Consider the following 13,240-nt stretch of genomic DNA (forward strand, 5'->3'; position numbering starts at 1 on the left):
GGCGGTTATCGAGCGCACTGCGGAGGCGATTATGCCCCTTCGAAGTGATACTTCATGTCGGTGGCATGGGTCATTTTGCTCACGACCTGACTGGTCAGCTGATCGGTCAGCTTCAGCGCGCCCTGCATGGTCTGATCCTCAAACTGTTGCAGCAGCTGCTGGGCCTTCTTCGGCTGAGACTTGTAGAGCGTCAGGTATGCTTGCTCCATGCTCTGCTGACGTTGGGCCGTCTGCTGCTCGAACTGATGGTAGGCGCGCTGTACGTCAGGCGCATAGGCGTTGTAATCCTGCATGACCAGGGTTTGCAGCGTACGGAACTTCCAGTTGACGGAGTCATCGCTGGCCTGATCGCTCCCCTTGTCATAACCCGGCAAGTAGTGCTCGATGCCCTGATAATAGGGCACATAGACACTCAGCGCGGACATGCCGAAGGCGACGTACTCCACTTCGCCGATCGCTTTGGGTAGGTTCGGACGCACCTGCAGGATGTGCGACTCCTGGGTGCGGAATACGGAGATCGGGCGGTAAGGCTCTTTCGGGTTGTTGTTGGCATAGGGGTCGTGCGCGGTCCCCTGATAATGATTACGCAGCGCCTGCTCTACGTCGGCAATACTGATTTTCTTCGCCGGGGTGAGGAAGACCGGGAAGTTTTTACCGTCGGTGATGGTGGTCTTCAGCTGCGGGTTGAACATGTGTTGCAGCGTCCAGACGCGCGGATAGTTATAGGTCACATCGTTGTCGACGTCCTGAGAATAGGCCTTGTGGAAGTCGAAGGCGCCGTCTTTCGGGCTGTACAGGCCATGCTGTTCGGCAAAGCTGATCAGGGTCGGGGAGCCCAGATAGTTTGCGGTGTCTTTCGGATCATACTGACGCAGACGCCCCTGGTTGGCCGAGACGAAATACTTGTCCGCCGGCAGGCGGGTCGCCATCCACTGGTGGCCGCTGCCGGTCTCCAGATACCACAGATCGTGCTGGTCGACGAAGGCGACGCCAAAGCCTTCACCGGCGCCCTGCTGTTCGATGATCTTACCCAGCAGTTCGACACCCTCACGCGCGCTGTGAATACGCGGCAGCACCACGGTCTGGATAGCGTCTTCCGTGATCCCGGTTTTCTCTACATAGGGATCGGCTTTCAGCGCCGGTTGGCCGTTGTAGATGGTTTCGGTCGCCGTCATTCCGACGCCGGCCGAGTTGAAGCCAGCTTCCCCCATCGACTTGTCCTGGGTGTCGAAGTCGTGGATAGCGGTGTAACTCAGGGCCTCTTTGGGCAGCGGATAGGTAAAGTCATTGCCGTGAGATTTAAACACCCCGTGCTGATTATGGGCGGCCGGATGGATGACCATATGTTTAGCATTATTGGCTGAGTAGTCTTCATTACGTGCAGCGATAAAAGAACCATCGGTCGTGGCCTGATTGCCCACCAGTATCGTGGTGCAAGCCATCGCTTGGCCCATACATAGGGTCGCAATTGTGGCTGCCAGCAGAGTGGTTTTCATAAGTAACTCCAATAGTTATAAGTATTGTAAAGCCTCTTCACCTTAGATCGTGGCTTTGTCAGTTACAAACCCTGCTAATAAAAACGGCGTTACCTTTTGTAAGCGGAAATGACCATAAGAAGCATATGGAATAGGCATATCCGCGCCTGGCATAAAAGCGGCAATAAATGTGATTTATCTCACTTTATGATGTAATAGTCACAACTCGACTAATTGTCGATGTGATGATGGTCAATGAATATGGCGTATTCGCCGCTACACTACGCTTTTTGTATCAGGAGAGTCTGTGATGTCCGTTCTACTTGCCATTGCCTTAACTACCGGCATCCTGTCTGCCGTCTGGGGCTGGCTCGCCATCAGTCTAGGGTTATCGGCCTGGGCCGGCTTCTTGGGCTGTACCGCCTACTTCGCCTGTCCGCAAGGGGGCGTGAAAGGGCTAGGCATCTCGCTATGTACGCTCTGTAGCGGAGTCTTCTGGGCGGAGATCATCATTAATGGCAGCGCATTACAGCCACATCTGGAGCTGCTGGGTTATGGCCTGACCGGGGTGGTGGCGTTCCTGATGTGCGTCCAGGCGCGTCAACGCTGGCTCTCTTTTGTCCCGGGGACCTTTATTGGCTGTTGCGCGACGTTCGCCGCCGGGGGAGATTGGCGCCTGGTGTTGCCGTCGCTATTACTCGGTTTGCTGTTTGGCTACGGCATGAAGAACAGCGGACTGTGGTTGGCGGCGCGTGGTCGCCGTGCCGCTGACGCCACCACTAACACGGATGAGGTACGCATCCGTTAACCCGCTGTTGGCCCTCACTGGCGGCTTTTTCGACGATTGTCCGCCAGTGCGAGCGATATCACCTTCATGCGCTGTTTTTCTGCCTAATCCCCCGTATAATTCATGGCTTAACGCTCTTATCTCCGACCGAGGTTGTCGTGCATCAATTTACCACTCTGATCGAACGCATCGTCCCCTTGTTAGACGCAGTGGCCCACGAGGGGCCGGGACTGGTCAGAGTGGCGCTCCCTTTCCGTGCGCAAGCGGGGGAGGGAATGCTGGAGTGGCTTGCCGCGCAGCCGCTCTATCCCCAATTTTATTGGCGCCATCGCAGCGACGAAGAAGAGGCGGCGGTGTGTGGTGCCCTGCAGATCTTTCGTGATGCCGAGCAGGCCCAGGCCTTTATTCGTCAGCAGAATAATCCGGCGTTACGCATCTGGGGGCTGAATGCCTTCGATCGCGTGGCGTTGGAGGGGATCGGCGAGGTCGAGAGCCTACTCTTCTTACCGCGTCTAGCGCTGTTGCGCCGTGGCGATGAGGCGGAGCTGGTGGTCTATCTGTACAGCGACCATTCGCTGCGTGACGATTTGGCTCGCGCCTTGCGCGATCTGGCCGCGCTGTTACCGCCTCAGCCACTGGGAAGCTTGCAGGCGGCGGTGTTGCACGCGGCGCACCAACCGGATCGCGATGCCTGGTGTGCCCTGTTGCAAAGCGCATTAGCGGCTATCGCGCGTAATGATTTCGCCAAGGTGGTGATGGCGCGCCGCACCACGCTGACGCTGCGTGAGCCATTGCGTGCGGCGCAGTTCCTCGCCGCCAGTCGAGCCGTCAACCACCGTTGCTATCACTTTATGTTGGCGTTGGCGCCGCATCATGCCTTTCTCGGCTCTTCGCCGGAGCGCTTGTATCGCCGCATAGGGCGTAAGCTAGAGACCGAGGCGTTGGCGGGCACGGTGGCGCGTGGCGAGGACGATGAGCAGTGTCGCGCCAATGCGATCTGGCTGATGCAGGATGGTAAGAATCAACATGAAAATCTGCTGGTGGTGGATGATATCTGCCAACGTCTGCGTGGGAGCGCCGGAGCGCCGACCCTAGAGGTGATGGCGGCGGAGATCGTGGCGTTGCGTAAGGTTCAGCATCTGCGGCGCACCATTCATGTCACGTTGAATCAGCAGGATGATGCCGACTGCCTGCGCCGGTTGCAGCCGACCGCGGCGGTGGCGGGGTTACCGCGCGAGCCGGCCCGGCGTTTCATCATGCAGGATGAGCCGTTCGATCGCGGTTGGTATGCCGGATCGGCCGGTTACCTCTCGCTCGCCCGGGCAGAGTTCGCGGTGGCCCTGCGCTCGGCGTTGATCGTCGAGCGACAGATCCACCTGTATGCCGGTGCAGGCATCGTCGCCGGCTCCGATCCGCAGCAGGAGTGGCAGGAGATCGAGAATAAGGCGGCGGGGCTGCGCACCCTGTTGGAGGGAGAGACAGCGTGATCCTGGCGTGTGGTTAGCGCTCGACTGCACCATTTTGCCTAGCGCACATCGATTGAGGTCTGGGGACGCCTGGTGTACCATATTGGTCATACTTTAGATTTGATTTTCTTTTAAATCATGGTGTTATGCCTCGCTTGCTGGGGCGCGACGCCAACGCGCGCGTTAGTGGCTGGTGCCACCAGTCTGCTCGCCTCAGCGCAGGACGCGCAATCCGCTAAGTAACTATTGAGTCGCCATGTCATCTATTCTGTTTAACCGTCGCTGGGCTACGGTGCTGCTTGAGGCGTTGACCCGTCACGGCGTATATCATGTCTGTATTGCTCCCGGTTCCCGTTCCACGCCGCTGACCATGGCGGCGGCGGCCAACGCCCGTCTCCATTGCCACACCCACTTCGATGAGCGCGGACTGGGCCATTTGGCGTTAGGACTGGCGAAGGTCAGTGGCCAGCCGGTGGCGGTGATCGTCACCTCGGGAACCGCCGTCGCGAACCTCTATCCGGCGTTGATCGAGGCCGGGTTGACGGGGGAGCGTTTGGTCTTATTGACCGCCGATCGTCCGCCGGAGCTGATCGACTGCGGCGCCAATCAGGCGATCCGCCAGCAGAACATGTTTGCCTCTCATCCCACCGAAACCCTCAATCTCCCGCGACCGACCCCGGATATCTCCGCCGCCTGGCTGGCCTCTAGCATCGACAGCGCCATGGCCCGTCTCGATCATGGCGCGCTACATATCAACTGCCCCTTCGCCGAGCCGCTGTATGGTGAGGACGACGACGGCCAGCAGGCCTGGTCGGCGGCCTTGGGCGACTGGTGGCAGGGGCAGACGCCCTGGCTGCAGGAGAGCGCACCCTATGCGGGCGTGCAGCCCCTCGATGAGGCCACCTGGCCGCAGTGGCGTAACCGGCGCGGAGTGGTGCTTATCGGGCGCGTGAATGCGCGTGCCGGGCGCCAGGTGGCCGAGTGGGCCGCGACGCTGGGATGGCCGGTGATCGGCGATGTCTTGTCGCAAAGCGGCCAGCCGCTGCCCTGCGCCGATCTGTGGCTGAATCACCCCCGCGCGCGTGATGTGTTGGCGCGCGCCGAGCTGGTGGTACAGTTTGGCGCCAGCCTGACGGGGAAGCGGGCGCTACAGTGGCAGGCGGCCTGTCAGCCACAATGCTACTGGCTGATCGATCCTTTACCGGGGCGGCTCGATCCGGCCTGTCATCGCGGCCATCGCTATGTGGCTGCGGTAGAGACATGGCTGGCGGCGCATCCGGCGCTGCCGAGCCAACCCTGGGCACCCGAGTTGGCCGTGTTGGCCGAGCGTGCCGCGCAGTGTGTGGCGGAGGCGGTGCGGGACCATTTCGGCGAGGCACAGGTTGCCCATCGCCTGGCGCAATTGTTACCGGCGCAGGGGCAGCTGTTTGTCGGCAATAGTCTGATTGTGCGGCTGATCGATGCGTTGGGGCAGTTGCCAGCGGGCTATCCGGTGTACAGTAACCGCGGTGCCAGCGGCATCGACGGATTGATTTCCACCATCGCGGGGGTGCAGCGCGCGGCGGGGCAGCCGACGTTGGCCATCCTCGGGGATCTGTCGGCGCTCTATGATATTAACGGCTTGGCGTTGTTGCGTCAGGTCAGTGCCCCGACGGTGGTGATCGTGGTGAACAACAATGGCGGGCAGATCTTCTCCATGTTGCCGACGCCGCCGGCGGAGCGGGAGCGCTTCTATCTGATGCCGCAGAACGTGGATTTTCGCCACGCGGCCGCCTTGTTTTCCTTACGCTATGCCTGCCCGGCGGACTGGGAGTCCCTGTGTGACGCGGTCAGTCAGGGCTGGGAGCAGGATGGGTGTACGTTGATCGAGTTGCGCGTCCCCAGCACCGAGGGGGCCGAGACACTCCAGCGTCTGCTGGCCAAGGTGGCGGCGCTGTGATCTTAGCCAGCCACCGTCTGGCCGGGCGGCATCCCGCGGCGCCGACCCTGGTGTGGCTGCACGGCTTTCTCGGTAGTCATCATGAATGGCTACCCTTGGCGCAGCAGTTGCCTGAGTTCGCCCATCTGTTGATCGATCTGCCGGGACACGGCGCCTCGGCGGCGTCGGCGGTGGACGATTTCGCGCAATGCGATACGGCGCTACGCGCTACCCTGGCCGCCGCCGGCGTGACCAGCTACGGACTGGTCGGCTACTCCTTGGGGGGGCGACTGGCGATGTATCATGCCTGCCGTGGCGCCGAGGGACTCTGGGCGCTGGCGGTTGAGGGCGGGAATCCCGGTCTGGAGGCACCCGCGGCCCGTCAGGCTCGGCGTGAGCATGACGCTCGCTGGGCCGAGCGCTTGCGCCGTGAACCGATGGCGCAGGTATTGGCGGACTGGTATCGTCAAGCAGTCTTCGCCGATCTGGACACGGCGCAGCGCCAGGCGCTGGTCGCGTTGCGCGCCGCGCAATCCGGTGAGGCCTTGGCGCAGATGCTACAGGCCACCTCGTTGGGTAATCAGCCGCCATTGGGGGAGGCCTTGGCCACGCTACGCTGCCCGCTATGCTATCTGTGCGGTGCGCAGGACGCCAAGTTCCGCGCGCTAGCCGAGCAGTGGCGACTGGCGCCGCGTCTGATCGCCGGTGCCGGGCATAACGCCCACCGCGCCAATCCGCAGGCGTTTCTCTGCGCGCTGCGTGACTTTTTAACCACATGTCGTCCCGGCTGACGCGCCAGGCGCGCTGAACCAGGACGAAATCATCATTAACAGGAAGCGTATTATGCTGTATCCGAGCGAACAAGAGCTGTATGCCCCGATCGCGTGGCAAGATTGCAGCGGCGACTTTGAAGATATTCTCTATCACAAGTCGGCCGACGGGATCGCCAAAATCACCATCAACCGCCCGCAGGTGCGTAATGCTTTCCGTCCTCTGACGGTGAAGGAGATGTTGCAGGCGCTGGCCGATGCACGTTATGACGACGGCATCGGGGTGATCGTGTTGACCGGTGCTGGCGACAAGGCATTCTGTGCCGGTGGCGACCAGAAGATCCGCGGCGACTACGGTGGCTACCGTGATGATAGCGGTGTTCACCACCTCAACGTCCTCGACTTCCAGCGTCAGATCCGTACCTGTCCGAAGCCGGTGGTGGCGATGGTGGCCGGTTACGCGGTCGGCGGCGGTCATGTTCTGCATATGATGTGCGATCTGACCATCGCCGCCGAGAATGCCCAGTTCGGTCAGACCGGGCCGAAGGTCGGCTCGTTCGACGGCGGCTGGGGTGCCTCCTATATGGCACGCATCGTCGGCCAGAAGAAGGCACGCGAGATTTGGTTCCTGTGCCGCATGTACGACGCGCAGCAGGCGCTGGATATGGGGTTGGTCAACACCGTGGTGCCGCTGGACGAGCTGGAGCGTGAGACCGTACGTTGGTGCCGTGAGATGCTGCGTAACAGTCCGATGGCGTTGCGTTGTCTGAAAGCGGCGCTCAACGCCGACTGCGATGGTCAAGCCGGCCTTCAGGAGCTGGCGGGTAACGCCACCATGCTGTTCTACATGACGGAAGAGGGTCAGGAAGGGCGTAACGCATTCAATGAGAAGCGTCAGCCGGACTTTTCCAAATTTAAACGGAATCCGTAATGCGTCAGGTCACGTTGTATCGCTACAGTCTGCCGGTGGAAGCCGGTGTTGCGCTACGTAACCAACGGCTGAAAAGCCGCGAGGGGTTGCTGGTCCGCCTGAGTGAGGCGGGGCGTGAGGGGTGGGGCGAGATCGCGCCCCTGCCGGAGTTTAGTCGAGAGACGTTGCCTGAGGCGCAGCAGGCGGCCACCGACTGGTTGGCCGCCTGGCAGGCGGGCGAGAGCCCGGCGGAGAGCGCGCTGCCTTCGGTCGCCTTTGGGCTGAGCTGCGCGTTGGCGGAACTGGATGGCACGTTGCCGCAGGCGGCTAACTACCGCTCGGCCACGTTGTGCAACGGCGACCCTGACGCGCTATTTCATGCACTACAGTCCATTCCGGGCGAGAAGGTGGCCAAGGTCAAGGTTGGGCTCTACGAGGCGGTGCGTGACGGGATGATCGTCAACCTGCTGTTGGAGGCGTTGCCGGATTTGCGGCTGCGTCTGGATGCCAATCGAAGCTGGACGCGCGCCAAGGCGGATGGCTTCGCCAAGTACGTTAACCCGGCTTGGCGTGATCGCATTCTCTTCCTGGAGGAGCCCTGTAAGACGCGCGATGAGTCGCGGGCCTTCGCGCGTGACACCGGGATCGCCATCGCCTGGGACGAGAGTGTGCGTGATCCTGATTTTCGCGTCGAGGCCGAGCCGGGCGTCGCCGCGATCATCATCAAGCCGACCTTGACCGGCAGCCTGCAACGTTGTCAGCAGTTGGCACAGCAGGCCCAGCAAGCTGGCCTGGGCGTGGTGATCAGCTCGAGCATCGAGTCCAGCCTGGGGCTGGGGCAACTGGCGCGTCTGGCCGCCTGGCTGACGCCGGGCACGGCGCCAGGTTTGGATACTCTGGCGCTGATGCGCGCCCAATTGCTGCGGCCTTGGCCGGAGAGTACGCTCCCGCTGTGGGGCGTCGAACATCTGGATGAGGTTTGGCGGGCGTGATGACGTTTGGCGATTGGCCATGGCGTCACTGGGCGCAACAGCGACCGGCCGCCTGCGCCTTGCGTCTTGAGGGGCAGGCGATCGATTGGCGCACGCTGGCTCAGCGTATCACGGCGTTGGCCGCGGGCTTGGCGGCCCAAGGCGTTACGGCGGGAGCGGTGATCGCCCTGCGTGGTAAGAACAGCGCCGAGATGCTGTATGCCTATCTGGCGTTATTGCAGCTTGGCGCACGGGTCTTGCCGTTAAATCCGCAGTTGCCGCAGACACGCCTGGCCGAACTGCTGCCATCGCTGACGGTGTCGGCGGGATTGGATCTGGCTACGGAGACGCCCATCGCCTGGCCTCGCGGCGTGGCGGCATTATCCCTGCGCTCGCTAGCGGGCGAGGTCGCCGCCGCGTGGCAGCCCGAACGTCAGGCGACGCTGACGCTGACCTCCGGGTCGAGTGGCCTACCTAAGGCGGCGGTGCATAGTGCCGCCGCTCATCTGGCCTCGGCGGCGGGGGTATTGAGCCTGATGCCATTGGCGCCGCAGGATAGCTGGTTGCTGTCGCTGCCGCTGTTTCACGTTTCGGGGCAGGGGATCCTCTGGCGCTGGCTGCTGGCCGGAGCCTGCCTAGTCTGGCGCCCGATGCATCCGTTGCATCAGGCATTGGCCGGCTGTAGTCACGCCTCATTGGTGCCGACTCAGCTGTGGCGCCTGTTGCAGTCGACGCAGCCGGTGGCGTTGCGCGATGTGCTGTTGGGTGGGGCGATGATCCCGTTAGCCCTGACGCAGGAAGCCGAGGCGCGCGGTATTCGTTGCTGGTGCGGCTATGGCCTGACGGAGATGGCGTCGACCGTCTGCGCCAAACGGGCCGATGGCCTACCCGGCGTCGGTCACGCGTTGCCGGGGCGAGAGGTGTGTCTGGCGGCGGATGGTGAGGTGCTGTTGCGTGGCAGTAGCCTGGCCTGTGGTTATTGGCAGGCGGGGCAGTTGCACCCGTTGCTGGCCGCCGATGGCTGGTTCCATACGCGCGATCGCGCATCCTGGGTCGCGGGCGAATTACGCATCCAGGGGCGTATGGATAACCAATTTTTCAGCGGCGGAGAGGGGATCCAGCCGGAGGATATCGAGCGTATCCTGCTGCAGCATCCCGCCGTCTCACAGGCTTTCATCGTGCCGGTGGCGGATGTCGAGTTCGGTCAGCGTCCCTTGGCGGTGGTGGAGAGTGAGGTCGACCTGGCGGTGTTGGGCGAGTGGCTAGCGACGCGCGTGGCGCGTTTTCAGCGCCCGGTGGCTTGGTTGCCGTTGCCCGCGGCGCTGAAGTCTGGCGGCATCAAGATCGCGCGACGTCAGGTACAGCAGTGGGCGCAGGCGACCTATCAGGCATCGTCCAACACTGAACGATAGTCCTCTCTGCCGCTGGCGTTACCTCCGTCGATAAGGCTTAGTCTTAAAGTGAGCGTCTCGTAGGGTTACGAGGCGCTTTTTTTATTCTGTTTCTGCTCGCTTCCCGTTATGCTAACGCCGCCGCGGCGCTCTGCGCCACGTTGCTCGATGTCGCCCTCTCCCCGAATCGGTACGTGATGGATCTCCGTTGCGTCGGGCCATGGGCTGGCATGGATCGGCCAGGACCGCCCCGAGGGCGGTGAATGTCTGGCATGAGTCAGGGCGGATCTCCCGTACGACGGGGATTAGCCAGGCATCGGGAGGCGGTTGTGGGACACATTTTTTTAATGATTGATAAGGAAAATTCAATGAAGAAGTCGTTTTACTGCCTGGTGGCTGGCAGCGCGCTACTGCTGAGCGGGGCGGCGCAGGCGATCAGCGTGAATGGGCAAGCCGGGAAAAACTTCACTAATTTTGAAGCCGGTTTAGGGACCGAAACTTCGGGCCTGTACTCCACCCTGAACTGGGCGCACAGCGATAACGACGGCGATATCGTTGGCCTGGGTCTGGGGTTGGGCGTTCCTTTGGGCTCTGCCATCATCTCTGTTGGCGGTAAGGCCATGTACCTGAATCCGAAGCACAGCGGCGGCGGCAGCGACGATTACGCCGTGGCAATCGGCGGCGGCATCAATCTGCCGTTGGGGCAGAGCTTTGCCCTGTATGGTTCAGCCTACTACTCGCCGGATTCCCTTTCCAGCGGGATCAAGGACTATACGGAAGCGACCGGCGGCGTGCGTTGGAACGTGATGCGTCCGTTGAGCGTGGATGTCGGCTATCGTTACGTCAACCTGGCCGGGAAAGACGGTCACCGCGACAACGCCATCGCCGATGGTCCTTACGTCGGGGTCGGCCTCAGCTTCTGATGCCTCTCTGGGCGGCGTCTCGCCGCCCTGTTAGCCTTAGCGGGCACTATCGCCTGCGCTCAGTACATCAAGGGTAATCCCAATCCGCGTTTGACCGCCATCAGCGTCTGCTGGCTGACCGCCCGCGCCCGTTCACTTCCCTGACGTAAGATCTGCAATAGCATGGCGGGATCGGCGAGAAATTCGGCCCGGCGCTGGCGTATCGGCGCGAGCAATTCCTGTAGGCATCCCTCCAATTCACGCTTGCACTGGCTGTCGCCAAGGCCACCTCGCCGGTACTGTTCCTTCATTTGCGCCACGCGCTCGGCATCGGGATGGAAGGCATCCAGGTAGGTGAAGACCACGTTACCCTCGACACGCCCCGGATCGCTGACGCGCAGATGTTGTGGATCGGTATACATGGCGTGTACCGCCGCCTGGATCTGCGCGGGTGTCGCCCCGAGGGGCAGGGCGTTACCCAGCGACTTCGACATCTTGGCATTACCGTCGATGCCCGGCAGACGCCCTACCGGGCTGAGAATCGCCTGGCAGGGGCGTAGTACAGGCTGGGGCAGTAGGCTATTCATGCGTTGCACCAGTTCGTTTGTCTGCTCGAGCATCGGCAGTTGATCGTCGCCGACCGGAATACGTTCGGCGTTGAAGGCGGTGATATCGGCGGCCTGGCTGACCGGGTAGAGCAGAAAGCCCGCCGGTAGGCTAGCGCTGAATCCCTTCTGGGCGATCTCCGCCTTGACCGTCGGGTTACGTGCCACCCGGGCCACGCTGACGATGTTCATATACAGCATGGTCAACTCGGGCAGCGCCGGCAGCGCCGATTGCAGACAGAGGGTGGTGCGGGCGGGGTCGAGACCGACCGCCAGGTAGTCGGCCATCACCTGCAGGATATTATCCGCCACCTTCTGCGGATGGCTGCCATTATCGGTCAGCCCTTGTAGATCGGCGATCATCACATACAGCGGGAAGTGGCGTTGCAAGTCGAGGCGTTGGCGCAGCGAACCGACGTAATGGCCGAGATGCAGCGGCCCGGTGGGGCGATCGCCGCTCAGGCAGACGGGTTGTTGGGCAAGGTTGAGATCGGTAGATGGCATGGTCGTGCTCCCTTTAAGCGATAAATGCGCCGGAGTGCGACCCGTTAAAAAGTATCAAGCCGCCTTCCGGCGGCTTGATGACTGAGATTAATAATACACAGTAACGTGCCGCCGCGAGATGCGACGCCACCAACCTAACGTGATGTGTAGAGAGACTGTGCTATTCATTCCGTTACCTTACTCGCTTATCCCACCTCGGGCAAGAGCCCGGCGGCGATCGACAGTTGGATGGCGATTACCGCGCCACCACACAGCAATACCAGCCACAGCAGCGGACGTCCGCCCGCGACGCGGTAGTAAGCGCGTTGCTCGCCGTGACGTCGACGGGTCTGCCAGACCAGTAGCGCGGGGAGCAGCAGGGCCAGTACCGCCAGCGCGATGGCGGCATAGCCCAGCGCCATGACGAAGCCTTGCGGGTAAAACAGGGCGAAGGCCAGCGGTGGCAGGAAGGTCAAGAGACCGGTCTGCAGACGCCCGCTTGCGTTACGGCGGCGCTTAAAGAGATCGCCAAGATAATCAAATAACCCAAGGGAGACGCCGAGGAATGAGGTCGCCAGCGCCAGATCGGCGAACAGATGTACCGCCAGCTCGACGTGCGGGGTGGCCACCACGGCACGCACCGATTGCAACAGGCCATTTAACCCAGCATGGCTGGCCATCAGACCGAGGAAGGTGGTGTTGCTGATGCTGCCCAGGGTGGCTAACTGCCAGAAGATGTAGGCTAACAGTGGGATGGCGCTGCCGACGATAAAGATCAGCCGCAGGCGACGCATATCCCCCTTCATATAGCTGACGATGCTCGGGACGCTGCCGTGGAAGCCAAACGAGGTGAAGATCACGGGAATGGCGGAGAGCGCTAACCCCTTCTCCAGCGGTAGGCTGAGCAGGTTGGTGGCGCGAATATGTGGCATCATCAGCGTCAGCATGACCACCAGCAGGATGATCTTGGCACTGAACAGCAGGCGATTGAACAGATCGACAGAGTGGGTGCCGACGCAGACGATGGTGCCGCCGACCAGGGTAAAGAGCAACACGCCGAGCAGGGGGGAGACCGGTAGTGCCAGCCACTGCCCCAGGCTGGCGGCGAGCAACTCACCGGCGCCACTGATATAGGCGGCGGTGAGGGCATACATTAGAAACAGCATGCTGATACCAGCCAGCCACTGGCCGGGGCGCCCGAGGTAACGGCGAGCCAGGGTGCCTAATCCCTCATCGGCCGGTGCGTGTTGATAGACCTCAACCATCAATAGCGCGGTGTAGCACATCAGTGCCCATAGCCCGATGAGCATCACCAGGGTCGTACTAAAACCGACGCCGGCGGCGGCCAAAGGCATCGCCAACATCCCTGCGCCGATCGTGGTACCTGCCACGATAAAAATACTGCCAATAGTCCGATTCTTCACGCTTTCCTCTGCTTTACTGCTCCAGGGAGTTATTTCAGCGCAGCGTACGGGAAATTATTATCGTCGTCAAATCGGCGTTACATTATATGTAATAATAACTTTACATACTCCATTGGGGTAATGTTTTATTGGCACTCT

At 61.6% G+C, this 13,240-nt stretch carries 11 protein-coding genes; 8 read left to right on the forward strand and 3 right to left on the reverse strand.

Annotation, left to right across the window (positions count from 1 at the left end; translation table 11 throughout):
• Window positions 1-29: 29 nt before the first annotated feature.
• Window positions 30-1,496 carry a C69 family dipeptidase gene (locus ACEQFP_RS00180; RefSeq protein WP_005288170.1) on the reverse strand — a complete coding sequence of 489 codons (1,467 nt, stop codon included), beginning with the start codon at window positions 1,494-1,496 and terminating at the stop codon, window positions 30-32.
• A 289-nt stretch (window positions 1,497-1,785) separates the two neighbouring features.
• Here ACEQFP_RS00180 and ACEQFP_RS00185 point away from each other — a divergent pair, with 289 nt between their 5' ends.
• From ACEQFP_RS00185 to ACEQFP_RS00220, 8 genes are all read left to right on the forward strand, one after another.
• Complete coding sequence (locus ACEQFP_RS00185) at window positions 1,786-2,283, forward strand: DUF1097 domain-containing protein (RefSeq protein ID WP_005288167.1); 498 nt, start codon at window positions 1,786-1,788, stop codon at window positions 2,281-2,283.
• A gap of 137 nt (window positions 2,284-2,420) precedes the next feature.
• Complete coding sequence (menF, locus tag ACEQFP_RS00190) at window positions 2,421-3,749, forward strand: isochorismate synthase MenF (RefSeq protein WP_005288166.1); 1,329 nt, start codon at window positions 2,421-2,423, stop codon at window positions 3,747-3,749.
• Window positions 3,750-3,984: 235 nt separating this feature from the next.
• The gene (gene menD / locus ACEQFP_RS00195) at window positions 3,985-5,667 is read left to right on the forward strand and encodes a 2-succinyl-5-enolpyruvyl-6-hydroxy-3-cyclohexene-1-carboxylic-acid synthase (protein WP_109610625.1); all 1,683 of its coding nucleotides are present in this window, start codon (window positions 3,985-3,987) and stop codon (window positions 5,665-5,667) included.
• Window positions 5,664-6,437 (forward strand): 2-succinyl-6-hydroxy-2,4-cyclohexadiene-1-carboxylate synthase, encoded by a 774-nt coding sequence (menH, locus tag ACEQFP_RS00200; protein WP_035597205.1) that lies wholly within the window; start codon window positions 5,664-5,666, stop codon window positions 6,435-6,437. Before menD ends, menH begins: the two co-directional genes overlap by 4 nt.
• A 52-nt stretch (window positions 6,438-6,489) precedes the next feature.
• Window positions 6,490-7,347 (forward strand): 1,4-dihydroxy-2-naphthoyl-CoA synthase, encoded by an 858-nt coding sequence (gene menB, locus ACEQFP_RS00205; RefSeq protein ID WP_005288159.1) that lies wholly within the window; start codon window positions 6,490-6,492, stop codon window positions 7,345-7,347.
• Window positions 7,347-8,318 (forward strand): o-succinylbenzoate synthase, encoded by a 972-nt coding sequence (menC, locus tag ACEQFP_RS00210; RefSeq protein WP_005294608.1) that lies wholly within the window; start codon window positions 7,347-7,349, stop codon window positions 8,316-8,318. The genes menB and menC overlap by 1 nt, the downstream gene beginning before the upstream one ends.
• On the forward strand, window positions 8,318-9,709 hold the full coding sequence (gene menE, locus ACEQFP_RS00215; protein WP_370547295.1) for an o-succinylbenzoate--CoA ligase: 1,392 nt from the start codon (window positions 8,318-8,320) through the stop codon (window positions 9,707-9,709). The genes menC and menE overlap by 1 nt, the downstream gene beginning before the upstream one ends.
• A 347-nt stretch (window positions 9,710-10,056) precedes the next feature.
• Window positions 10,057-10,611: a YfaZ family outer membrane protein gene (locus tag ACEQFP_RS00220; RefSeq protein ID WP_035602256.1), complete on the forward strand. Its 555-nt coding sequence runs from the start codon at window positions 10,057-10,059 to the stop codon at window positions 10,609-10,611.
• A gap of 59 nt (window positions 10,612-10,670) precedes the next feature.
• Here ACEQFP_RS00220 and trpS read toward each other — a convergent pair whose 3' ends face one another.
• Together trpS and tyrP are read right to left on the reverse strand one after the other, a co-directional pair.
• Window positions 10,671-11,699, reverse strand: a complete 1,029-nt coding sequence (gene trpS / locus ACEQFP_RS00225; protein WP_005294615.1) for a tryptophan--tRNA ligase — start codon at window positions 11,697-11,699, stop codon at window positions 10,671-10,673.
• A 185-nt stretch (window positions 11,700-11,884) separates the two neighbouring features.
• Window positions 11,885-13,102, reverse strand: coding sequence for a tyrosine transporter TyrP (tyrP, locus tag ACEQFP_RS00230; RefSeq protein ID WP_370547296.1), 1,218 nt, complete (start codon window positions 13,100-13,102; stop codon window positions 11,885-11,887).
• Window positions 13,103-13,240 lie beyond the last annotated feature (138 nt).

This window comes from Edwardsiella sp. A.80236 (assembly GCF_044540725.1).
Classification (GTDB): Bacteria; Pseudomonadota; Gammaproteobacteria; order Enterobacterales; family Enterobacteriaceae; genus Edwardsiella; species Edwardsiella tarda.